Below are 23,435 nucleotides of genomic sequence, written 5' to 3' on the forward strand. Positions count from 1 at the left end.
TAGCGAGGGCTTTTAAATTCATCCCGTGAGGTGAAAAAGGCGATCATAGTTCAAGTTTATATTTCTAGGAGAATTTTTTATGCATAGAGAGAATTCTTCTGTATGAAAGCAGCCCTTTTGCAAACAAAATTTGATAGGGTTGCTTTTTTGTATGCACAAAAAGGCCCGGAAAAGAGGAAATGATGGAGTTACAAACTTCAAAAGTCAACTTATTACTTGATGTGGATCAAAATCCACCTTTAGCCAAAGGCTTATTACTAAGCTTGCAACATGTGTTTGCGATGTTTGGGGCAACGATTTTAGTACCATTAATTTTAGGGATGCCTGTTTCTGTAGCATTATTTGCTTCAGGTTTAGGAACTCTGATTTACATGGTAGCAACTCAATTTAAAGTGCCAGTGTACTTAGGTTCTTCATTTGCATTTATTTCAGCGATGGCATTTGCAATGAAACAAATGAATGGAGATGTTTCAGCGGCTCAGTCAGGGGTTGTTCTTGTAGGTCTTGTTTATGTAATAGTAGCATTAGCGGTTAAATTAATTGGAACAAAATGGATTGATCGTTTATTACCACCGATTGTCATTGGACCAATGATTATGGTAATTGGTTTAGGATTAGCAAATTCAGCCGTGACAAATGCAGGATTTATTAAAGATGGTACAGTTCAACAAATAACAGTAGCGATTGTAACTTTCTTGATTACAGCATTTATTAATACAAAAGCTAAAGGATTTTTAAAAATTATTCCATTCTTATTCGGAATTATTGGAGGATATATTGTAGCTGTACTGTTTGGATTGGTTGATTTCACTCCAGTATTAGAAGCAGATTGGATTGCGATTCCGCAATTATATTTACCATTTTCGACAAATGGATTTTTCAAAGAATATCATTGGTATTTTGGACCTGAAACTTGGGCAATCTTACCAGTTGCCGTTGTAACCATTGCAGAACATATTGGAGATCATACGGTTTTAAGTCAAATTTGTGGAAGACAATTTTTGAAAACACCGGGCTTACATCGTACATTAATTGGAGATGGTGTTGCGACTGCAGTTTCAGCATTTATGGGTGGTCCTGCGAATACAACTTATGGTGAGAATACCGGTGTTGTAGGGATGACAAGAATTGCTAGTGTTTCAGTGATTCGTAATGCAGCATTATTTGCGATTGGGTTGAGTTTCCTTGGGAAGTTTACAGCGTTGATTTCTACTATTCCAAATGCAGTGCTTGGTGGGATGGCTATCTTACTATATGGAGTTATTGCAAGTAATGGTTTGAAAGTGTTAATTGAAAAGCAAGTAGATTTTAGAGAAGTGCGTAATTTGATTATTGCGAGTTCAATGTTAGTGTTAGGATTAGGTGGAGCAATTTTAGAATTAGGTCCTGTGACATTGTCCGGTACATCATTATGTGCATTAGCAGGGGTTATTTTGAACCTAGTGTTGCCGTATGAAAACAGAAAATGATTTTTATGATGTAGTAAGGGACGGAAGCAGCCTCGCAAAAAAGCGAGTCTCATTCCTAAAATTCGAGCCTAAGGTCTCGAATTTTCCCAGCAATATAAGCCACAAATGGAGTGGCTTATATTGCTAATGCAGCATCAAAAAATCATTTTCTGTTTTCTACTTTTTTTGATGAGGGATGTATATTAGGATGATTTACGTAATATAGCGAAGGACGCCAGCAGCTTCGCAAAAGCGAATCTCATGGCTAAAAATACCTCAAAGAACATTTAGGAGAAAGCAAAACCTACGAAAAGAAGTTGAACAAGCTGAAAGAGTTAGAAGTTGTATAGAGAAATTACTGAAAGAAAACTAACACAGGTAAAAAAATAAGAGTTAGACCTATAAAACTTGATAAGAATATACTATAATATCATGGGAATATTGAGTGAAACAAATTAGAAGTTGAAGAGGTGAGCTTTTGAGAGCATACGAAAATAAAGAAGAACTCAAACTTGAAATAAATAAAGCATTTGGCAAATATATTTCAGAATTTGAGGATATTCCGGAAAGTTTAAAAGATAAGAAATTTGATGAAGTCGATAGAACTCCGGCTGAAAATCTTGCTTATCAGGTAGGCTGGACAAGCTTAGTTCTTAAATGGGAGGAAGATGAAAGAAATGGACTTCAAGTAAAAACACCATCAAATGAATTCAAATGGAATCAACTTGGTGAATTATATCAGTGGTTTACGGATACTTATGCTCATTTATCTATACAAGAGTTAAAACTAAAATTAAAAGCAAATGTTAATTCTATTTGTGTAATGATTGATTCGTTGAGTGAGGAAGAATTATTTAAACCACATATGAGAAAATGGGCTGATGAAGCGACTAAAACAGCAGTATGGGAAGTATATAAATTTATTCATGTCAATACAGTTGCACCTTTTGGAACTTTCAGAACAAAAATTAGAAAATGGAAGAAGATAGCACTTTAAATTCCAGTTTGTATAATTGAATATAATAGTTTTAGTAACAGTAAATCAAAAAAGGTTTACTGTTTTTTGTTTATTAATTTGAGAAAGCGAAAAAACGGTAGAAAATATGCTATAATAAAAAAATAGTACGAGTAAAGGAGAGTGAGAAGATGGGGAGTTTTCAAGAGGATATGGAAACCTATAAAAAGAACGATCCAGCGGCACGAAGTAGTTTAGAAATTATTTTAACGTATCCAGGCTATCATGCGACTGTGTTGCATCGACTAGCACACTGGTTACATACTACTTGCCGATGTAGACTTCTTGCTCGCATGCTGAGTACATTTAGTCGATTTTTTACTGGAATTGAAATTCATCCGGCAGCTCAAATTGGTCGTCGCTTTTTTATTGACCATGGAATGGGAATCGTTATTGGTGAAACTGCGATTATCGGAGATGATGTGAAAATGTTCCACGGTGTTACATTAGGCGGAACAGGAAAGCAAACAGGAAAACGTCACCCAACTATTGAAGATGGAGTATTATTGTCTGCTCATGTTCAAGTAATTGGACCTGTTACAATTGGAGAAGGTTCCAAAATTGGTGCAGCAGCAGTAGTATTATCAGATATTCCAGCTCATACAACAGCAGTAGGCTTACCTGCTAAAGTTGTTCGGATTCATTCAAAAGAAGAACGAGAAATCACAGAATATGGAGGAAATTATGATTCAAGTATATAACACTTTAACACGTCAAAAAGAAGAATTTAAACCACTAGAACCTGACATTGTAAAAATGTATGTTTGCGGACCAACAGTTTATAATTATATTCATATTGGAAATGCGAGAAGTACGGTTGCATTTGATACTATCCGTCGTTATTTTGAATACCGTGGGTATGATGTGAACTATGTTTCGAATTTTACAGATGTGGATGATAAGATTATTAAAGCAGCGAATGAAACAGGAATGACACCTGAAGAAGTTTCTAAAAAATATATTGAAGCTTTTTATGAAGATACAGCTGCATTAAATGTAAAAAAAGCAACTTTAAATCCAACCGTTATGAATACAATGGATGATATTATTGCCTTTGTAGAAGCATTAGTCGAAAAAGAAGCAGCGTATGAATCTGGTGGAGATGTATATTTCATCACTGAAAAATTCAAAGATTATGGAAAATTAAGTGATCAAAGTATTCAAGATTTACAAGTAGGAGCTAGCCAAAGAACGGAAAGTGCAGATGATGCTAAAAAGAGAAATCCATTAGACTTTGCTCTATGGAAAAGTGCTAAACCAGGGGAAATTAGTTGGGATTCTCCTTGGGGCAAAGGTCGTCCAGGTTGGCATATTGAATGTTCTGTAATGGCGACAAAACATTTAGGAGATACGATTGATATTCACGGTGGTGGACAAGACTTAGCATTCCCACACCATGAAAATGAAATTGCGCAAAGTGAATCGAAAACAGGTCATCCATTTGCTCGTTATTGGATGCATAATGCCTTTGTAACAATGGGTGAAGATGGAGAAAAAATGAGTAAATCTCTTGGTAATTTCGTATTAGTTCACGATATTATTAAAGAAATTGACCCTCAAATTTTACGTTTCTTCCTAGCAAGTGCTCACTATCGTAGACCATTGAAATTCAGTGAGTCTTCACTGCAAGAAGCAACAGCTAATGTGTCAAAAATTCAAACAACCTTTAGCAATACACGTTACCGTTTAGAACAGGCAGTTGACTCGTTGGAAGATGACCAAGATGTATGGGCTAGTTTTGAAGCATTAGAAGGTAAATTCCAAGAAGAAATGGATGATGATTTTAATGCAGCTAATGGGATGACAGTGTTATATCAATTCGTAAAAGAATGGAATGTATATTTAGAGCGTGAAGCAGTATCACGTGTTATTTTAGAAAAATTATTAGAAAAAGCTGAACAATTATTTGCGATTTTTGGAATGAAAGAAGTTCAAGAAGAATTAGTAGATGATGACATTCAAGCATTAATTGATGAACGTTTAGAAGCAAGAAAAGCGAAAAACTTTGCACGAAGCGATGAAATTAGAGAATTATTGAAAGCTCAAGGAATTGTGTTAGAAGATACTGCTCAAGGAACAAGATGGAGAAGAGTATAATGGAAATCATTAAAGATTGGCATTTATTAAATGGCTTAACACTAGCTTATATGGGTGACGGTATTTATGAATTATATATTCGTCAACATGTGCTAAGAACTGGAAAGACGAAACCAAATATCTTACATCGTGAAGCTACTCGTTATGTTTCTGCCAAAGCTCAAGCAAATTTAATTCAACAAATGTTGGATAGCGAATCATTTTTAACAGAAGAAGAATTAGAATACTTCAAACGTGGAAGAAATGCTAAGAGTCATACTAAGGCAAAAAATGCGGATGTCATTACTTATCGTATGTCTACAGGATTTGAAGCGATGATTGGCTATTTATATTTAAGTGGACAAAAAGAGCGATTAGAGGAAGTCATCGCATGGTGTATTCAACAAGTGGAGGAAAAACATGGCTAGACAAGAAAAAAATTCGAATAGAAGAAAAGGAAGCCAACCAAAGGGCTTCAAAAAAGAGGCTAAAGCACCTCGTCCAAAATATACACCGGAAACTTCTTCGAATGAGCAAGAGTCCACAGATTTTGTATATGGACGTCATGCAGTAAGAGAAGCATTACAACAACCAGAACGTGTGAATAAATTATGGGTTCAAGAAGCTTTATCTGGAAAGGAAATTACACCGATTATTGATTTAGCAAGAGAACATCGTATTCAAATTCAAAATGTTCCGAAAGCTAAATTACAAGATCTTGTGGGTGAAGTTGTCCATCAAGGAGTGGTTGCTTCGATTGCAGCGTATGAATATGCGACTTTAGAAGATGTCTTTGAAAAAGCTCAGGAAAAAAATGAAGATCCATTTATTTTAATTTTAGATGGAATTGAAGATCCGTATAATTTAGGAAGTATTTTACGTACTGCAGATGCCACGGGAGTTCACGGTATTATTATTCCGAAGAGAAGAAGTGTTTCTTTAACTTCTACCGTAGCAAAAGCTTCTACAGGGGCTATCGAGCATGTTCCCGTTGTTCGTGTGACGAATTTAACTCAAACAATTGAACAATTAAAAGAACGTGGCGTTTGGGTGTTCGGAACAGATATGAAAGGAACGGATTATCGTCAATGGAATACAAAAGGTCCAATTGCGATTGTCATGGGGAATGAAGGAAAAGGTGTATCTCGTATTGTTAAAGATGCCGTAGATGAGATGATTACGATTCCGATGACCGGACATGTTCAAAGTTTAAATGCGAGTGTCGCAAGTGCTTTAATGATGTATGAAGTTTTTCGCTCTCGTCATTAATAGGTGATTTATGAAGAAACAATTATATATTATTGATGGATATAATATGATTGGAGCATGGCCTGAATTAGTGAGTTTAAAAAAACAAGGTGATTTAGAAAGTGCTCGTGATTTACTTATCCATCATTGCGCCAATTTTAGAAAATTTGAACACGTTGAAGTGTGGATTGTTTTTGATGCACAATTTGTTCCTGGCATTACTCAGTCATTTGAATCTTCTCAAGTAAAAGTTATTTTTACAGCAGAAGATGAAACGGCAGATGAATATATTGAGAGAACAGTTAGCGAAATGAATACGCAAGTCATTCAAGTGTCTGTAGCAACGAGTGATTTAGCAGAACAATGGGTCATTTTTCAAAAGGGTGCTTTAAGAAAATCTGCAAGAGAATTTTTTAAAGAAATTCAAAGAAGTAAGAAAAAGCAAGATCAATTATCTAGACAATATCAAGAAATCTCCAGACGTCGTTCACCATGGAGCGATGAACAAATGGATAAATTGAATATTTTACGATTCAAATTACAAGAAAAAGATTGAAAGTTTATAGATGAGAAAGAGCTAAGTGGGTGAACTTGGCTCTTTTGTATTTCATAAAAAGTAATCGTTTACAAAATGTGTTTGTTGCAGTACAATTGAATCGAAATATAGAAGTTATATAACAGGAGGGGTAGATGAAAACATAAGTGTTGATTGTTGACCTAGGAAGAATGCTTTAATAGTGAATTTTTCATACATAAATAACAACGATATATACGATATAAAATAGTAAGATGCAATGATTGAACATGAAGATTGGGGGAGAACAACATGAAAAAGATAATCACTTTATTACTAGGAATGTTGGTATTAACTTTAGGAAGTTCGACTGTGTTGGCAATGGAAAGTGAAAATTCAGATCCAAGGCCTAGTGGAGTTATTTTTGTCGAGCATTTTAGAGCGATGATGATTGTGGGAACAGTGTTCGTTATTATTGTTGGGATCATTTGCTGGAAAATTTTTAAAAAACGTCATTAAATTACTACTAAAGCTCAAATAAAACGAAAATTCTGAGGCGACTTCGGTCGTCTCTTTTTCATCTTCACAAAATCTTCATACTTTCTAGTTAACGGATTCATAAAATTAAGGTATACTAAGTGTGAAATCATCCAAAAAGGGGGAAGTAAGATGCATATTTTAATGATTGAAGATACAGAAGCAGTATGTGAAATGATGGAAATGTTTTTTGAAAAAGAGGGGTGGACAGCAGAGTTTTATCATGATGGAAAAGAAGGCTATGATGCCTTTGTGAATCATCAAGATAAATGGGATCTAGTGATTTTAGATTTAAATTTACCTTCAATGGATGGCATGCAAATTTGTCGTCAAATTCGTCAAATGAATGAGCAAGTACCAATTGTCATGTTAACAGCAAGAGATTCAGAAAGTGACCAAGTCATTGGGTTAGAAATTGGTGCCGACGATTATGTGGCAAAACCATTTAGTCCATTAACAATGATGGCTCGTATTAAAGCATTACATCGTCGTATTGGACGAGGAATTTCTAGTGAAACTCCAACAAATTCGGGACAATTTGATATAGAAACCAAACATGTTTCGATTAATACAAGAACTCATGAAGCCTTTATTGATGGGGTGAAAATTGATGGCTTGACACCAAAAGAATTTGATTTATTAGTCTTAATGGCACAACATCCTCGTCAAGTATTCTCAAGAGAACACTTATTAACGAAGATTTGGGAAGATCCATTTTACGGGGATGAGCGTACGATTGATGCACATATTAAAAAATTACGTCAAAAAATCGAAGCAGTAGGACCTCATGTTATTCAAACGGTATGGGGTGTAGGATATAAATTTGATGATAGTGGGATTTAGAAGATGAAATATTTTTACCAACAATTAGTAGGATTTTTATCGGTTGTATTAGTATCCGTTGTTGTTTGTGGATTATTGTTTTATAATGTCATGACGAATAAAATTTTCATGCAACGGTCGCAACAACTATTTGGATATGCCAAAGCGATTTTAGTAAATGATTTAACAGCTGAACAAATTAATAGCAGCTTATCCTTGTTGAAAGATGAACATTTAGGAGTTGCGATTTTTGATAAAGAAAATAAAATGACTTATCCAGCAACAGTATTAAATGTTAAAAGTTCATTATCTGATGATGAATTACAACATCTTCAAGATGGTTCTGCAATTAATATGAAGCAAACAAAGCATAACTTTGTAGGTGAAGCAGCTGATTTAGTGACGATTTATTATCCGATTTTTAATAATCAAACTTATAATGGTTTTCTAGCGATTTCTAGTCCATTAAGTCGTATTGAAACGGAAATGGCAGAATTACGAAATTCTATTTTAGTAGGATTTTCATCAGCAGCAGTGGCAGGAGTTATTCTGAGTGTCTTATTTGCCAATTATCAAACAAGAAGGATTAATCGCTTAAGAAAAGCGACACACGAAATTGCTGAAGGAAATTATGATATTTCGCTACCGACTCAAAAACGAGATGAATTTGATGATTTAGTCATGGACTTTAATAAGATGGCAGAGTCATTACAGAGGTCTGAACAAGAAATTGAACGACAAGAGAATTTAAGACGTCAATTAATGATGGATGTAGCTCATGAGATGAGAACACCACTAACAACGATGAATGGATTATTGGAAGGGTTAATTCACCATATGATTCCTGAATCTCGCCGCGAGCGAAGTTTAGAATTAATTACGAATGAAACACAACGTCTCATCCGATTAGTGAATGAAAATCTAGATTATGAGAAAATTCGTTCCGATCAAATTGTATTAGTGAAGCAAAATTTCTCAGGAGCAGAAGCTTTACAAAATGTTGTCGATCAATTGCAAGAATTGGCTAAAAATAAGGGGAATGACTTACGTTGTGAATGTCCAGAAGATTTTAAAGTTTATGCGGATTATGATCGCTTTATTCAAATTTTAGTGAATATGACGAAAAATGCGAACCAATTTACGGATAAAGGTCATATTCTTATTAAAGGTTGGAATGAAGAGTCGAATGCCATTGTGCAAATTATTGATGATGGAATTGGAATTAGTAAAAAAGAAGTGGAAGCAATCTGGGAAAGATTTTATAAAGCAGATGTTTCAAGAAAGAGTACAAAATATGGGGAATCTGGAATTGGCTTAGCGATTGTTCATTCATTAATGAACAGTCATCATGGAACAATCCAGACAGATAGTGAAGTTGGAAAGGGAACGACATTTACACTTACATTCCCTGGAAAAGAAGAAAAAGAATAAGGAAAGGGATGAATCGGGAAATGTTGTTATTAGAACCAATCTATCAATGGCTAGAACAGTTATTGGACGGACGAATAAATCATTTCCCTTTGATTCGTCTTTTAATGAATAGTATCGATCATGCTCTCATATTCTTTATTGGATGGCTGGGAGTATGGTCGATTTCTCTCTTATTTAGAAAATATCACAAACAAAAGATTGATTGGAAATTAGAGAGTTATCTTCATTTGTTTATTTTTTATTTACTCGTATTATTAAATATTACGATTTTTCGACAATCGAGTATTTTTAATCTAATGAGGATCTCACCACGACCTTTGCAAGACATTTATTGGATACCTTTTGTAGATAGTGTAAAACTATTTACACATGGATCACTATTTGCAGCATATTATAATGTATTTGGGAATATTATTTGGTTTATGCCAATGGGTTTATTTTGTGGGATTTTATTAAAGGAGAAAAGTCATTATAAACTATCTTTTTGGGCTGGTTTATCTATCTCTCTTATAATAGAAATTAGTCAATGGTTATTTTCAACAGGTGTCACTCATATTGATGATGTGATTTGTAATGCGTTGGGAAGTGTTTTGGGATATTGGTGTTATAAAAAATATCAAGAAAGAAAAAGGAGATTAGAATTATGAAAGAAATCATTTTAAAAACGAAAGCAGCTAAATTAGTGAAAAAAGGGTCTCCTTTATTAAATCAAGAGGATTTAGCAAAAACTCTCGAAGCAAAAGAAGGCGAATGTGTTCGTGTTTGTGATGAAAAGAAAGAATTTTTAGCAATGGCTTATGTAGGGTTTCAACATAAAGGGATTGGATGGGTTTATTCTAAAAAAGATGGTGAAAAATTAACTCCTCAATTTATAAAAGGAATCTTCCAAAAGGCAGCACAAAAACGTTCTTCTTTACTGATGGATGAAAGTACGACAGCTTTTCGTCTATTTAATGGAGAAGGAGATGGATTAGGTGGAATTACGATTGATTGGTATGATGGATTTGTAGTAGTTTCATGGTATAGTGCAGGAATTTATCAATGGAAAGAGTTGATAGTAGAACAACTACAAGAAGCAATTCCAAGTATCCGAGGTATTTATGAAAAAATTCGTTATGCTTCAAAAGATAAATTACCGGAAAGTCAATTTGTAAGAGGAGTGAAGGCGAGTGAGCCACTGATTGTTCAAGAAGAAGGGGTTCGTTATGCAACGTATCTTGATGAAGGATTGATGACAGGTATCTTTTTAGATCAACGTGAAGTTCGTACGTTGTTAAGAGATGACTATAGTGCTGGGAAAACCATTTTGAATTTATTTAGTTATACAGGAGCGTTTTCTGTAGCTGCAGCAATGGGTGGTGCGGTTCAAACAACGAGTGTGGATGTTGCCAATCGAAGTTTAGAGAAGACTAGGGAACAATTCGAGGCAAATGGAATTAATGTATCTGAGCAAAAGATTTATGTAATGGATGTGTTTGATTATATTAAATATGCAGCAAAGAAGGCTTTAACGTTTGATACGATTGTCTTAGATCCTCCTAGTTTTGCTCGTACAAAGAAGAGAACTTTTTCGGTTGCGAAGGATTATGCAGGGTTAGTAGAGCAATTAGTTCCGTTAACGGCTAAGAAGGGGACTTTAATTTTGTCGACGAATGCGGCCAATGTTTCAGAGAAGCAATTTTTAGAGATGATTCATAAGGGGCTTCGCTCTTCTGGAAGAAGGTATCGTATAGCGCACCAGAAGAAATTGCCGATGGATTTTCCAGTGGCACCACATACACCGTTGAGTGATTATTTGAAGGTGATTTTTATAGAAATGGATGTGTAGGAATAGACTTCCTAATTTAGTAGTAATGGACGCCAGCAGCTTCGCTATCGCGAATCTCATGGCTAAAAATCGAGCCTAGGTCTCGATTTTTCCAGTAATAGAAGCCACAAGCATTGTGGCTTCTATTACCGATACTACTACGGGAAGTCAATTCCTACTTTTTTTATATGGGGGAAATTGCGTAAAGGTATGGGATTTCCTGATGTAGTATAAAAGACAAGTTTATGGAAATAAGAAATCTATCTTTCATCAAAATGATGGATTTCACAAAATGTAAGCGTTAAGTTGTCAGGAATTAAAAAACAATTAAAAAAAGTTTAAAAATTTTTCAAAAAAATTTAAAAAAACAATTGCATGAATTGTCAGAATATTATATAATCTTCTCATCACTTAAAAAAACAGATTATGAAATGAGGGATTATGATGAATTTAAAAAAATTTGGATTAGGATTGGTATCAGCAGCAATTTTAGCAGGATGTAGTGCAGGTGGTGCATCAAATGGTAACACAGTAAAACTTGGGGGTAACTTCGAGTTGACAGGTAACGTTGCCGCTTATGGTTCAGCTATGGATAATGCTGTTAAATTAGCCGTTGAACAAAAAGGAAAGTTATTAGATAAAGAATTAAAATATGTTTCTTACGATAACAAGTCAGAAAAAACAGAAGTAGCTTCTGTAGCTAAAAAATTAGTTTCTGAAAAAGTTGTTGGGGTTGTCGGACCAGCAACAACAGGAGATGCTCAAGTTTCAATTCCAATCATGGAACAAGCGAAAATTCCAGCTGTATTCCCAGCAACAACAGGGGACGGAATTACATTAAAAGATGCGAAAAACCCAGAATCAGTATATGACTACATCTTCCGTGTATGTTTCTCTGATAATTATCAAGGGGTTGTAGGAGCAGGATTTGTAAGCCAAAAATTCCCAAATGCAAAAGTAGCAATTTTACAAGACTCAGCAAGTGACTACTCAAAAGGTTTATCAGAAGCATTTGAAAAAACTTATACAGATGCTAAAATCGGTGGACAAATTGTTGCAAAAGAAACTTATCAATCAAAAGATACAGATTTCCAAGCAGTATTAACTTCACTAAAATCAAAATCATTTGATGTATTATATATCCCAGGATATTACGAAGAAGTTGGTTTAATCATCAAACAAGCTCGTGAATTAGGAATTACTCAACCAATCGTTGGTGGAGATGGATTATCAAGTGAGAAATTAGCAGAATTAGCGGGTAACAAAGCAAACTTAACAAATGTCTTCTATACAGCTCACTTCTCTGCTAAGAGTACAGATGAAGATGTTCAAGAATTCATCAAAGCTTATAAAGAAAAATATAATACAACGCCAGATTCATTCTCAGCTTTAGCTTATGATGCAGCACAATTATTAATGAAAGCTATTGAAAAAGCAGGTTCAACTGATGCTCAAGCAATTAAAAAAGCTTTAGCAGAATCTACAGATTTTGATGGTGTTACTGGTACATTCACAATGGGTAAAGATCACACTCCTCTAAAATCAGCAGTTGTTATCGAATTCCAAAATGGTGAAGAAGTAAGTGCGAAAGAATATTCAGCACAATAATATATAAAATTTTGAGGAAAGAGAGGCAGTTGGGGAACCCCGCCTCTTTTTTCACATGATAGGCAAATTAAGAACAATATCAGAAAAATTCGGTTTTAAAGAGAAAGGAGCTTAAAATGGAGCTATTGATACAACAATTAGTCAATGGGGTTGCGCTAGGAAGTATTTATGCTTTAGTGGCACTTGGCTATACAATGGTTTATGGAACAATTAAATTAATCAACTTTGCTCATGGTGATGTTTATATGATGGGTGCGTTTGTTGGTTTTTATGCAATGAATGGATTGGGGTTAAATATTTTCTTATCTCTTCTATTAGCAATGGTTAGCTGTGCTGTTTTAGGAGTAGTAATTGAGAGAGTAGCGTACAAACCTTTAAGACGTTCAACTCGTGTTGCTGCTTTGATTACAGCAATTGGGGTTTCATTTTTACTTGAAAATGTAATGAGTTATCTATTCGGAGCGGAAATTCGTCCATTCCCATCTGATTTTGGAACAACAAATTACACTTTATTTGGCAATGTTACGATTAATGGGAAGCAAATCTTAATTTTTGCTACAACAGTCATTTTAATGGCATTATTACAATTCATCGTTCATTACACAAAAATGGGGAAAGCCATGCGTGCAGTTGCAGTTGATGAAGATGCAGCTCAATTAATGGGGATTGATGTGGATCAAGTGATTTCATTTACATTTGCATTAGGTTCAAGTCTTGCAGGGATTGCAGGGGTATTAGTAGCTTTATACTACAATACGTATTCTGCAACAATGGGAATTGTACCTGGGTTGAAAGCTTTCGTAGCAGCGGTATTAGGTGGAATTGGTAGTATTCCAGGTGCTATGATTGGTGGCTATGTCATTGGTTTATTAGAAACTTTAGTTAGCTATTTAGGATTTTCTCCATATAAAGATGGAGTAGTTTACTTCCTATTATTTGTTATTTTATTAGTATTACCAGCAGGCTTGTTTGGTAAAAATGTTAAAGAGAAAGTGTAGGTGAGAAACATGCAACGATTTCATCAGAAAAATCTTATTTGGTTAGCTTCTGCAGTAGTCATTTATTTATTACTTCAAGTGTTAGTTCAAGTAGGAGTGATTAATTTCTATTATGAAAGTACTTTTATTAACATCATGATTAATATTATTTTCGCAGTCGGATTAAATTTAATCTTGGGGGTTGCAGGTCAATTCTCACTAGGGCATGCTGGATTTATTGCGATTGGTGCTTATAGTGCTGCTATTATCGGTAAAGCGGTTAGTGGTTTAGCTGGTTTATTTGCTGGTATGGTAGTTGGAGTAGTCATTTCAATCGTGATTGCTTATTTAGTTGGTTTACCAACACTTCGTTTAAAAGGGGACTACTTAGCCATTGCAACATTAGGAGTTGCAGAAATTATTCGTGTAGCATTAAATAATATGAAAATTACAAATGGTGCTGCAGGGATTAGTGGGGTTCCATTAACAACAACATGGACAATTGTTTATATTGCGTTAGTTTTAACAACTATTTTAGTATTAAACTATGCTAATAGTAGTGCAGGTCGTGCGACTTATGCTGTATTACAAGATGAAATTGCAGCAGAGTCAATGGGGGTAAATGTTACTCGCTATAAAATGTTAGCTTTCATCATTGGAGCAGCTACAGCAAGTATTGGTGGAACATTAACAGCCACTTATTTAGGAACTGTAACACCAAGTGACTTTACATTTATGAAATCAATTGATGTATTAATTATTGTTGTATTCGGAGGAATCGGTAGTTTTACAGGTTCATTTGTAGCAGCAATTTTACTTGGAATTATTAATACATTCTTACAACCATTTGGACAATTACGTATGATTATTTACGCAGTAGCGTTAATCTTAATTATGATCTTCCGTCCAGGTGGATTGTTAGGAACTTGGGAATTTCGTTTTGGTACATTCTTAAGTAATAAATTGAAGAAAAAAGAGAAAGGAGAAACAGAATGAGTTTATTAGAAGTAAAAGGTTTAACAAAAAATTTCGGTGGATTATCAGCTGTTTCAAACGTTTCTCTTAAAGCTGAAAAAGGAGAATTAATTGGATTAATTGGACCAAATGGTGCCGGTAAAACAACATTCTTCAACCTTTTAACAGGGGTATACGTTCCAACAGAAGGAACTATTGAATTAGAAACTGAAAATGGTAAAACATTATTAAATGGAATTGCACCTAATAAAATTACAGAATTAGGATTAGCACGTACCTTCCAAAATATTCGTTTATTTAAAGATTTAACAGTATTAGAAAATGTAATGGTAGCGATGCATGCGCATGAAGGGAATTCATTATTCTCAAGTTTATTCAGAACAAAAGCTTATTATGAAACAGAAAAAATGATGAAAGAAGAAGCGCTAGAATTATTAAAAATTTTCAACTTAGAATCATTTGCTCAAGATAAAGCAAAAAACTTAGCTTATGGACAACAACGTGAATTAGAAATTGTTCGTGCCTTAGCAACAAAACCAAAAATTTTATTTTTAGATGAACCTGCTGCAGGGATGAATCCGCAAGAAACAGCAAATCTAACAAAATTAATTGCGCAAATCCAAGAACAATTCGGATTAACAGTTGTATTAATTGAACACGATATGTCATTAGTGATGGAAATTTGCCAACGTCTATATGTATTAGAATATGGAAGGTTATTAGCACATGGAACACCAGAAGAAATTAAGAAAAATCCTGATGTTATTCGTGCTTACTTAGGAGGAGAGTAATCATGTTAGAAGTAAAAGATTTAAGTGTACATTATGGCATGATTCAAGCCGTTAAAGATGTAAGCTTTACTGTTAACGAAGGAGAAATTGTTTCTCTAATCGGTGCTAATGGTGCTGGAAAATCAACCATTTTAAAAACTTTATCAGGTTTGGTACGTCCAAGCGCTGGAACAATTGAATATTTAGGTCAAGATATTACGAAATTACCTGCGAAAAAAATTGTTTCATTAGGTTTAGCACAAGTTCCAGAAGGTCGTCACGTATTTAGAGGACTTTCGGTAAAAGAAAACCTTGATTTAGGAGCATTTTTAAGAAATGATAAAGAGGAAATTCAAAAAGATATGAAAGCAATCTTTGAGAGATTCCCAATTTTAGAAGAACGAAAAAATCAAGATGCTGCGACATTATCAGGTGGGGAACAACAAATGTTAGCGATGGGACGTGCGCTAATGACTCGTCCAAAATTATTGTTATTAGATGAACCATCAATGGGATTAGCACCAATTTTCATTAAAGAAATCTTCAATATCATTCAAGAAATTCAAAAACAAGGAACAACTGTATTACTAATTGAGCAAAATGCAAAAATGGCATTATCGATTGCATCAAGAGGGTATGTATTAGAAACAGGATCTGTGGTATTATCAGGTACAGGTAAGGAATTACTTGAAAGTGAAGATGTTCAAAAAGCATATTTAGGGGGATAATCATGGAAGTAAAAGATTATATGTCAACAAACTTAATAACGGTTGAACCAAATACAACGGTTATGAAAGCATTAGATTTAATGAAAGAACATGATGTGCATCGTCTTCCAGTCGTTGAAGGAGACAAATTAGTAGGATTATTAACAGCTGAATTAGTAGCTCAAAACTCACCTTCAATGGCAACAAGTTTAAGTGTGCATGAATTAAACTACTTATTAAATAAAACAACTGCTAAAGATATTATGTTGAAACAAGTCATTACTGTAAAACCAACTGCTGTCTTAGAAGAAGCTGCTTCTATTATGAGACAACAAGGAATTGGCGTTTTACCAGTTCTTGAATCCAGAGGAAACTTAGTAGGAATTATTACTGATAAAGATATTATGGATGCGTTCATTGATATTTCAGGTTATAACACTCCGGGTTCTCGTTTATTTATCGAAATTAATGAAGATAAACCTGGACCATTAGAAGATATCTCAAATGTTTTACGTGATCATAATGTCAATGTAGATACCATTTCTGTGTATCACCGTGAAGGAAAAGTACAAGTAGTACTTCACGTAGATTCTGAAAATCCAGATGAAGTAGCAGACTTTATCGCACAAAGAGGATATCGTATTATTTCGTCAATGAAAAAATAGAGGATAAATTATAGACTTTTCCAAAAGGCTAAGGCTTTTGGAAAAGTCTATTTCTTTGTTTGATAGAAGTTAGTAGCTTTTCTTTTTTCATGGGAGCTTTTCTGCTATACTAGTACTGCTATATGAGAGGAAAGGAATGAATGAGATGAAATATGATTTTACAACAGAAATAAACCGTCATGGAAAAGATGCGATGGCTGTTGACGGATTAGGATTGATTCCAGGTAAAGCACCAAACCCACCTAAGGAAGGGTTCGATGTAATTCCTATGTGGATTGCAGATATGAATTTCGCAACAGTTCCAACAGTGATTCAAGCGATGAAAGAACGGTTAGAACATCCAGTTTTTGGTTATTTCATGCAACCAAAAGAATATTATAATGCCATTATTCGTTGGCACCAATTTCACCATCAAGTGGAAGGGTTAACTGCAAAACATATTGGCTATCACAATAGTGTACTAGGAGGAGTAGTTTCAGCATTAACTTCTTTTGCATCACCAGGAGACTCTATCTTAGTTCATAGTCCAACTTATGGAGGATTTACAGAAGTTTTAAAAAATAACGGATTTAATATTGTACTAAGTCCATTAGTAAAAGATGAAGAAGGAGTTTACCGTATCGACTATAAAGATATGGAAGAAAAAATTCGCAAATATCGTATTCATGTATCTATTTTCTGTTCACCACATAATCCAACAGGTCGTGTTTGGAATCGTGAAGAATTAGAAAAAGTAATGATGATTTATCAAAAACATGATGTTACGGTCATTTCTGATGAGATTTGGTCGGATTTAGTCATGCCAGGAGTGAAACATATTCCAACTCAAAGTGTGTCTGAAGATGCCAAGAATCGTACGATTGCATTTTATGCACCAAGTAAGACATTTAACTTAGCTGGTTTAGTAGCTGCTTATCATATAATTTATAGTGATTTATTACGTGATAGAATTAATGCAAAAGGTAGTAAGTCTCATTATAATGTGATGAATGTATTATCGATGCACGCTTTAATGGGCGCTTATCAACCAGAAGGATATGAGTGGTTGGAAGAATTAAGACAAGTATTGTATCAAAATATGACCTATGTTTGTGACTATATTCGTGATCATTTTGAAGGAGTATCTGTGACAAATACAGAAGGCACCTATGTGATTTTTATCGATTGTAAAGAGTATTTAGAAAAAAATGGTATTACAATTGATGAATTACAAAAACGAGGATCAGATGTGGGAGTAGCTTGGCAAGATGGTAGAATCTTCAATGGTCCAACTCATATTCGATTAAATGTAGCATTACCGTTTACAAGAATTCAAGAAGCTTGTGAGAGAATGAAAAAATATGTATTTATTTAAAGGAGAGAAACATGAAAAAAATTATTCATACAGATAAAGCACCCGCAGCAATTGGACCTTATTCGCAAGGAGTATTATGTTCAGGAAATTTCTTGTACGTTTCAGGACAATTACCAATCGTACCAGAAACAGGAGAATTTGCAGGTGAGGATATTGTTAGCCAAACTCATCAATCATTGAAAAATATTCAAGCGATTTTAGATCAAGCTGGAATGACATTAGAGAATGTAGTAAGTACAACCATTTATTTAAGTGATATTGCTCATTTCCAACAAATGAATGAAGTTTATGCGACTTATTTCAAAGAAAACTGCCCAGCACGTGCAGCTTTCCAAGTAGTAGCATTACCAAAAAATGCATTAGTAGAAATCCAAGCAATCGCTTGTCAATAAGGATTTGTCGAACAACTGTAATCAGAAAACTACAAGTAGAACAAAACTACTTGTAGTTTTTTTATATAAAAAGTATGTTCGAAAAATTAATCATAAAAGTTCAGTAATCTTTGAAATCTTTTAACTCAATAATACTATCGGTCATGAAATATCACTCCAATATACAAAAAAGGTCACCTAGTTATACAACTCTGTACCTTCGATGACTTCTAATCTATAAGTATGTACCTAAAATGAAATCAAAAAACAAACAAAAAACAGCAAGAAAATACAACTTCTGGTCTAGGTTAGATTTGAAATACGTGTTTAAAATACGTATAATTATAAATGTAAGGAGGCGACATATGTCAAAAGTAAAACCTTACAAACTCGTTAGAAAGATGCTTTTGAAAGCTGGATGGATCTTAGATCACACTTCTGGTTCTCATGAAATCTACACAAAAGACGGAATTAGTTGTCCAGTAAAATGTACAAAAAAGATATTTCGTCAGGAACTCTAATGAAGATAGAAAAGATAACAGGGCTAAAATTTTAGCCCTTTATCTTAAATTTTAGGAGGTTCAACAAAATGTTATTGTTCCCGTGCGTTATTACAAAAGAAGAAGATGTTTATTATGCAGATTTTCCAGGATTAGACAATGTGTTTACTGATGGAGAAAGTGAAGAAGAAGTGATTGAGAATGCAAAAGATGTTTTAAAAGCTATGCTTTTTACGATGTATAAAAATAATATCGAAATCCCAAAACCATCAAGATATAAAGCAAAAGATGAGGAAATGTTGATTTATATTGATATATGGGAAGAGCCAATTAAAGACAAAGCAAATCAACAATCTGTTAAGAAAACTTTAACAATCCCCAAATGGTTAAATGATTTGTCAGAAGAAAAATCTATCAATTTTTCTAGTGTTTTACAATTTGCTTTAAAGAAAGAATTAGGGCTTTAAAATTTCGTTATGATAGAATATTTTAAATGATTGTAGAAAGGGATTTTATTAAATACAAGCGGAAAGAGAAAAAACAGCCAGCAGAAATTTCTGCTGGCTGTTTTTAACCAAGAGACCGAAGGGCTACTGGCGTCCTAATACTACAATAAAATACCTTTTCGACTGTTATTTAAGGAAAAACGAACTAGCTAATACGATAATCCCTAGAATAATACGATACCAACCAAATGCTTGGAAGTCGTTTCGTTTTAAATAGCTCAATAAGAATTTGATAACAATTAGTGAAACGAAGAAAGAAACTACTGATCCCACTAATAAAATAATCAATTCTGCACTTGTATAGTGGAATCCAAATTTTAATAATTTTAACCCACTAGCTCCAAACATAATTGGAATACTCATAAAGAAAGAAAACTCAGTCGCAACAAAACGATTAGTGCCAACTAATAATCCACCTAAAATGGTAGAACCTGAACGAGATGTTCCTGGAATTAATGCTAGAGTTTGGAATAAACCAATTTTAATAGCTGTTACATAATCTAGTTCTTCAAATGAATGGATACGAGGTTCAACTGTTTTATGACGACGCTCGATGACAATAAATGCAATCCCGTAAACAATTAAAGTTGTTGCAATCACGATTGCTTTATTAAAGTATTCATCCATAAAGTCGTTTAATAATAATCCCCCAACGATAGCAGGAATACAACCGATAATAACTTTTTTCCATAGCTCAATTGTCGCTAAAAATTCTTTGCGAGTTTTTTTACCTTCAAATGGATTTAATTTGTTAAAGTATAAAATCACAACGGCAAAAATGGCGCCCAGTTGGATGACTACATTAAACATATCTTGAAACTTCGGACTAACGTCTAATTGTAAAATTTCATTCGCTAAAATTAAATGTCCTGTACTACTAATCGGTAACCATTCTGTTACTCCTTCAATAATTCCAAGAATTATTGTTTTAATGATTTCAATCATTGTAATCAAAATATCACTCCTTTATTATGTCTGAATGTAAGTATAAAGGTTTACGAGTAAAATTTCTATAAAAATCTAAAAAAATATAAAAGGAATAGGATTTTTATTCAAAAAAATTTCAGAAATATGTTATACTAGCGGTAAATAAGTTGAGAGGATGATTAGATGTTCGGATTTTTCAAAAAGAAAGCAAAAAAAGAAGTAACCCCTGAGTTAGAATTATTTGCAGTTGCTGAAGGAGAAGTAGTAGCCATTACAGAAATTAATGACCCAGTATTTTCTCAAAAATTCATGGGAGATGGTTATGCAGTATTACCAACTTCTGGAGTGATTACTTCACCTGTAGTTGGGGAAGTAATTAATGTTTTCCCAACAAAACATGCTGTAGGAATTAAAACAGATAATGATGTAGAAGTATTATTACATATGGGGATTGACACAGTGGAATTACAAGGGGCTCCTTTTGATACAGTTGTAACTGTGGGACAACGTGTAGATCAAAATACAGTGATTTCTACTGTAGATTTAGAAGCAGTAAAAGCAGCTGGTAAAGATACTCCTATGATTGTAGCTTTAACAAATATGGATAAAATTGCAAACTTATCAATTACAACAGGAAGCACATCAGCATCTTTTAAAATTGGTGAAGCAACAGTTAACTTATAATATGAATTCGAAAGACTTTTCTCATTTTTATAATTCATGAACACTTTTACAAGAAACTCCCCTGAGGTTTTCAGGGGAGTTATATTTTTGTCTAAAATGGAATGACGCAAACTACTTCTGGTGCGAAGAAGTCTTTTTGACAAAGGGTTAATGTTCCCGTTTCAATATTACGTTCATAAAGAGTTAAATTGTCGGATTCTTGATGTCCAATTACGATAAAGCGTTCATCCTTACTTAAATGGAAATCCCGTGGGACACTTCCGAAAGTATCGTAATCAGCTACAAATGTTAATAATCCTGTGTTTTCTTGAATTTGGAAAACATAAATACGATCGTAACCACGATTACTAGCGTATAGGAATTTCCCATTTGTTGTTAAATGAATAGCACCACCCCATGCTTGTTGTTCAGTTGTTGTTAATAAGTGCTGTTCAATAAAAGTGAAGCTCCCATTTTTAGCGTCGTACGCTAACACTTCAATACTAGCATTCAATTCACAAATTAAATACGCAATTGGAAGAGTGGGATGGAAAGCTAAATGACGAGGACCTGCTCCTTTTCTACTATTATAGGTAGAAATTCTTTGAAGTTTTTCACCATCTTGTTGATAAGTAGCTACAATGTCACTTCCTAAATCACAGACTACAATCCATTTTTCATCAGGTGTATAGTCCGTGTAATGAACATGCGGTTGCTTATCTTCAAGAGAAGGATGGATGACACGATCTGTTAATGTCACTGCTGCATCAAATTGATAAGAAGAAACATGTCCTTCGTGATAATTAGCGGCTAATAAATGATTGGATTCTTTATTGAATGCAATATAACAAGGAACGGCTGTTGTATCATGATAGTGAGAAACTTTCGTTAAAGTCTCTGCTGCTTGTGTATTGAATACCGTAATTCCACCAGTTTCTTCCTTTGAAACTGCTGCGAGTAGTGAACGGTCAGTATTCAATGCTAGATAAGTTGGGTTTTCGATTTCTGCTTCTAAAGTCAGATTTGAGAATTGTTTTTTTTCAGTATCTAATTGAACAGAATAAATTCCTTTACTTACACGTTTTGTATAAGTCCCTAGAAAGAACTTTTCAGTCATATCAATCAACTCCTTAATGTATCATTGAGAATATAGTAGCACGGTTTAAAAAAAAAATAAAAAATTCCTTCTCAAAAATTTTTATTTAGTTGAAAATATGATACACTAGAGCTAAATTTTAGAAAACGAGGTGCCTTGAATGGAAGAAACAGAACAAACAACTTCAACGAAATCATGGTTTTGGAAATGGTTTTTAAATAATCAATTAGTGAGTACATTATTGGTGATTTTACTCCTTTTAATTAATATTTTTGTTTTTACTAAAATCTCTTACATTTTTTCTCCATTAAAAGGATTTTTCTCCATTATTGGATTTCCAATGGTAGGTGCCGGAATTTTATTTTATATGGTTAAACCGATTCAAGATTTTTTAGTGGAAAAGGGCGTTCATAAATCTGTGGCAATTTTACTGAACTTTATTTTACTAATTGTCTTGTTATTGGCAGCAATTTTTAGTTTTATTCCTATAGTAGAAAAACAGTTAAAAGAATTGGTAACGCAATTACCAATTTATTACCAAATTATTAGTCAACAAGTCGAACGTGTGGTACAAAGTAATACTTTTTCAGCAGTGCAAGAACAGTTGAATGGAATTAATATGGATTTTATACAGTCATTAGGAACAAGAGTGAATGGTCTGTTGAATGTAACGTTTAGCGGAATTGGAAATGTCGTTGGAGCAGTTGGAGAATTTATGATTGGAATTATTACAATGCCAATTCTTCTATTCTATTTATTACAAGATGGGGAGAAAATTTTACCTGCATTACTACAAGTTTTTCCAACTCGTTCGCGTAGACGTATGAGTATCGTATTAATAGAAATGAATCAACAAATTAGTTCTTATATTCGAGGACAATTAACGGTTGCGATTGCGGTAGCCATTATGTTCTCGATTGGATATGCGATTATCGGTTTACCGTATGGGGTAACGATTGCGATTTTAGCAGGTGCATTAAATGTGATTCCATATGTGGGTTCATTCTTTGGAATTTTACCTGCATTAATTGTTGGTTTTGTTATCTCACCTTGGATGTTTGTTCAAGTATTTATTGTATTTGTAATCGAACAAACCTTAGAAGGAAGAATCGTTTCACCATTAATTTTAGGAAATTCATTACAAATTCATCCAGTAACCATTTTAGTAGTATTACTATCAACAGGTAAAATTTTTGGTTTAGTGGGACTTTTATTAGGCGTTCCTGGTTATGCAGTCTTGAAAGTCATTATTACTCATATATTTGATTGGTATAAAGAATATTCTGGCTTGTATAAGGAAGACATAGAAAAAGAAGAAATTTTAATAGAAAATTAACAATAAAAAGCATTTTTTTCGAAAAAAAGCATAGTTATAGATAGAAGAAAAATAACGAAAGCTGATATCGAAAGGAGTGCTT

Annotated in this window: 26 protein-coding genes; 24 read left to right on the plus strand and 2 right to left on the minus strand. The window is 33.9% G+C overall.

Annotated elements, in window-relative coordinates; genetic code table 11:
- Positions 1-182: 182 nt before the first annotated feature.
- The 22 genes from RWL86_RS01595 (at position 183) to RWL86_RS01700 (ending at position 19,292) form a co-directional block, all read left to right on the plus strand.
- Positions 183-1,469: a solute carrier family 23 protein gene (locus RWL86_RS01595; RefSeq protein WP_314076862.1), complete on the plus strand. Its 1,287-nt coding sequence runs from the start codon at positions 183-185 to the stop codon at positions 1,467-1,469.
- A gap of 457 nt (positions 1,470-1,926) precedes the next feature.
- Positions 1,927-2,445: a ClbS/DfsB family four-helix bundle protein gene (locus RWL86_RS01600; protein ID WP_314076863.1), complete on the plus strand. Its 519-nt coding sequence runs from the start codon at positions 1,927-1,929 to the stop codon at positions 2,443-2,445.
- Positions 2,446-2,594: 149 nt separating this feature from the next.
- Positions 2,595-3,164 carry a serine O-acetyltransferase EpsC gene (gene epsC, locus RWL86_RS01605; RefSeq protein WP_314076864.1) on the plus strand — a complete coding sequence of 190 codons (570 nt, stop codon included), beginning with the start codon at positions 2,595-2,597 and terminating at the stop codon, positions 3,162-3,164.
- Positions 3,148-4,560, plus strand: a complete 1,413-nt coding sequence (cysS, locus tag RWL86_RS01610) for a cysteine--tRNA ligase (protein ID WP_314076865.1) — start codon at positions 3,148-3,150, stop codon at positions 4,558-4,560. The genes epsC and cysS overlap by 17 nt, the downstream gene beginning before the upstream one ends.
- Positions 4,545-4,967, plus strand: coding sequence for a Mini-ribonuclease 3 (locus RWL86_RS01615; RefSeq protein ID WP_399534252.1), 423 nt, complete (start codon positions 4,545-4,547; stop codon positions 4,965-4,967). The genes cysS and RWL86_RS01615 overlap by 16 nt, the downstream gene beginning before the upstream one ends.
- A complete protein-coding gene (gene rlmB / locus RWL86_RS01620) occupies positions 4,960-5,808 on the plus strand; it encodes a 23S rRNA (guanosine(2251)-2'-O)-methyltransferase RlmB (protein ID WP_314076866.1) in 849 nt (282 codons plus the stop codon). The genes RWL86_RS01615 and rlmB overlap by 8 nt, the downstream gene beginning before the upstream one ends.
- Positions 5,809-5,818: 10 nt before the next feature.
- Complete coding sequence (locus tag RWL86_RS01625) at positions 5,819-6,343, plus strand: NYN domain-containing protein (RefSeq protein ID WP_006703815.1); 525 nt, start codon at positions 5,819-5,821, stop codon at positions 6,341-6,343.
- Between the two features lie 270 nt (positions 6,344-6,613).
- Positions 6,614-6,820, plus strand: a complete 207-nt coding sequence (locus tag RWL86_RS01630; protein WP_006703814.1) for a hypothetical protein — start codon at positions 6,614-6,616, stop codon at positions 6,818-6,820.
- Positions 6,821-6,970: 150 nt separating this feature from the next.
- On the plus strand, positions 6,971-7,681 hold the full coding sequence (locus RWL86_RS01635) for a response regulator transcription factor (RefSeq protein WP_006703813.1): 711 nt from the start codon (positions 6,971-6,973) through the stop codon (positions 7,679-7,681).
- A gap of 3 nt (positions 7,682-7,684) precedes the next feature.
- Positions 7,685-9,091, plus strand: a complete 1,407-nt coding sequence (locus RWL86_RS01640; RefSeq protein ID WP_314076867.1) for a HAMP domain-containing sensor histidine kinase — start codon at positions 7,685-7,687, stop codon at positions 9,089-9,091.
- A gap of 20 nt (positions 9,092-9,111) precedes the next feature.
- Entirely contained in the window at positions 9,112-9,738 is a 627-nt protein-coding gene (locus RWL86_RS01645; protein WP_006703811.1) for a VanZ family protein, read from the plus strand.
- The gene (locus RWL86_RS01650; RefSeq protein WP_006703810.1) at positions 9,735-10,919 is read left to right on the plus strand and encodes a class I SAM-dependent rRNA methyltransferase; all 1,185 of its coding nucleotides are present in this window, start codon (positions 9,735-9,737) and stop codon (positions 10,917-10,919) included. Before RWL86_RS01645 ends, RWL86_RS01650 begins: the two co-directional genes overlap by 4 nt.
- A 420-nt stretch (positions 10,920-11,339) precedes the next feature.
- Complete coding sequence (locus RWL86_RS01655) at positions 11,340-12,506, plus strand: ABC transporter substrate-binding protein (protein ID WP_314076868.1); 1,167 nt, start codon at positions 11,340-11,342, stop codon at positions 12,504-12,506.
- Positions 12,507-12,631: 125 nt separating this feature from the next.
- Positions 12,632-13,504: a branched-chain amino acid ABC transporter permease gene (locus RWL86_RS01660; protein ID WP_211228170.1), complete on the plus strand. Its 873-nt coding sequence runs from the start codon at positions 12,632-12,634 to the stop codon at positions 13,502-13,504.
- Positions 13,505-13,513: 9 nt separating this feature from the next.
- Positions 13,514-14,479: a branched-chain amino acid ABC transporter permease gene (locus tag RWL86_RS01665; RefSeq protein WP_020991214.1), complete on the plus strand. Its 966-nt coding sequence runs from the start codon at positions 13,514-13,516 to the stop codon at positions 14,477-14,479.
- Entirely contained in the window at positions 14,476-15,249 is a 774-nt protein-coding gene (locus RWL86_RS01670; protein ID WP_006703806.1) for an ABC transporter ATP-binding protein, read from the plus strand. The genes RWL86_RS01665 and RWL86_RS01670 overlap by 4 nt, the downstream gene beginning before the upstream one ends.
- Positions 15,250-15,251: 2 nt before the next feature.
- Positions 15,252-15,956 (plus strand): ABC transporter ATP-binding protein, encoded by a 705-nt coding sequence (locus RWL86_RS01675; RefSeq protein WP_314076869.1) that lies wholly within the window; start codon positions 15,252-15,254, stop codon positions 15,954-15,956.
- A gap of 2 nt (positions 15,957-15,958) precedes the next feature.
- Positions 15,959-16,600: a CBS and ACT domain-containing protein gene (locus tag RWL86_RS01680; RefSeq protein WP_314076870.1), complete on the plus strand. Its 642-nt coding sequence runs from the start codon at positions 15,959-15,961 to the stop codon at positions 16,598-16,600.
- A 136-nt stretch (positions 16,601-16,736) separates the two neighbouring features.
- Complete coding sequence (locus RWL86_RS01685; protein ID WP_314076871.1) at positions 16,737-17,954, plus strand: aminotransferase class I/II-fold pyridoxal phosphate-dependent enzyme; 1,218 nt, start codon at positions 16,737-16,739, stop codon at positions 17,952-17,954.
- A gap of 11 nt (positions 17,955-17,965) precedes the next feature.
- The gene (locus RWL86_RS01690) at positions 17,966-18,346 is read left to right on the plus strand and encodes a RidA family protein (protein ID WP_314076872.1); all 381 of its coding nucleotides are present in this window, start codon (positions 17,966-17,968) and stop codon (positions 18,344-18,346) included.
- 344 nt (positions 18,347-18,690) lie between these two features.
- On the plus strand, positions 18,691-18,846 hold the full coding sequence (locus tag RWL86_RS01695; protein WP_314076873.1) for a type II toxin-antitoxin system HicA family toxin: 156 nt from the start codon (positions 18,691-18,693) through the stop codon (positions 18,844-18,846).
- A gap of 68 nt (positions 18,847-18,914) precedes the next feature.
- Positions 18,915-19,292 (plus strand): type II toxin-antitoxin system HicB family antitoxin, encoded by a 378-nt coding sequence (locus RWL86_RS01700; protein WP_314076874.1) that lies wholly within the window; start codon positions 18,915-18,917, stop codon positions 19,290-19,292.
- Positions 19,293-19,457: 165 nt separating this feature from the next.
- Here RWL86_RS01700 and RWL86_RS01705 read toward each other — a convergent pair whose 3' ends face one another.
- Positions 19,458-20,276 (minus strand): undecaprenyl-diphosphate phosphatase, encoded by an 819-nt coding sequence (locus RWL86_RS01705; protein ID WP_314076891.1) that lies wholly within the window; start codon positions 20,274-20,276, stop codon positions 19,458-19,460.
- 165 nt (positions 20,277-20,441) lie between these two features.
- Between RWL86_RS01705 and RWL86_RS01710 the strand changes: the two genes are divergently transcribed.
- The gene (locus RWL86_RS01710; RefSeq protein WP_314076875.1) at positions 20,442-20,942 is read left to right on the plus strand and encodes a PTS glucose transporter subunit IIA; all 501 of its coding nucleotides are present in this window, start codon (positions 20,442-20,444) and stop codon (positions 20,940-20,942) included.
- Between the two features lie 91 nt (positions 20,943-21,033).
- On the opposite strand, the gene RWL86_RS01715 is transcribed toward RWL86_RS01710, so the two are convergent.
- Positions 21,034-22,038, minus strand: a complete 1,005-nt coding sequence (locus RWL86_RS01715; protein WP_314076876.1) for a lactonase family protein — start codon at positions 22,036-22,038, stop codon at positions 21,034-21,036.
- Between the two features lie 139 nt (positions 22,039-22,177).
- On the opposite strand from RWL86_RS01715, the gene RWL86_RS01720 reads away from it, so the two are divergent.
- Positions 22,178-23,353, plus strand: a complete 1,176-nt coding sequence (locus tag RWL86_RS01720) for an AI-2E family transporter (protein ID WP_314076877.1) — start codon at positions 22,178-22,180, stop codon at positions 23,351-23,353.
- Positions 23,354-23,435: the final 82 nt, after the last annotated feature.

Origin of the sequence: uncultured Granulicatella sp. (assembly GCF_963515095.1) — a bacterium.
GTDB lineage: Bacteria > Bacillota > Bacilli > Lactobacillales > Aerococcaceae > Granulicatella.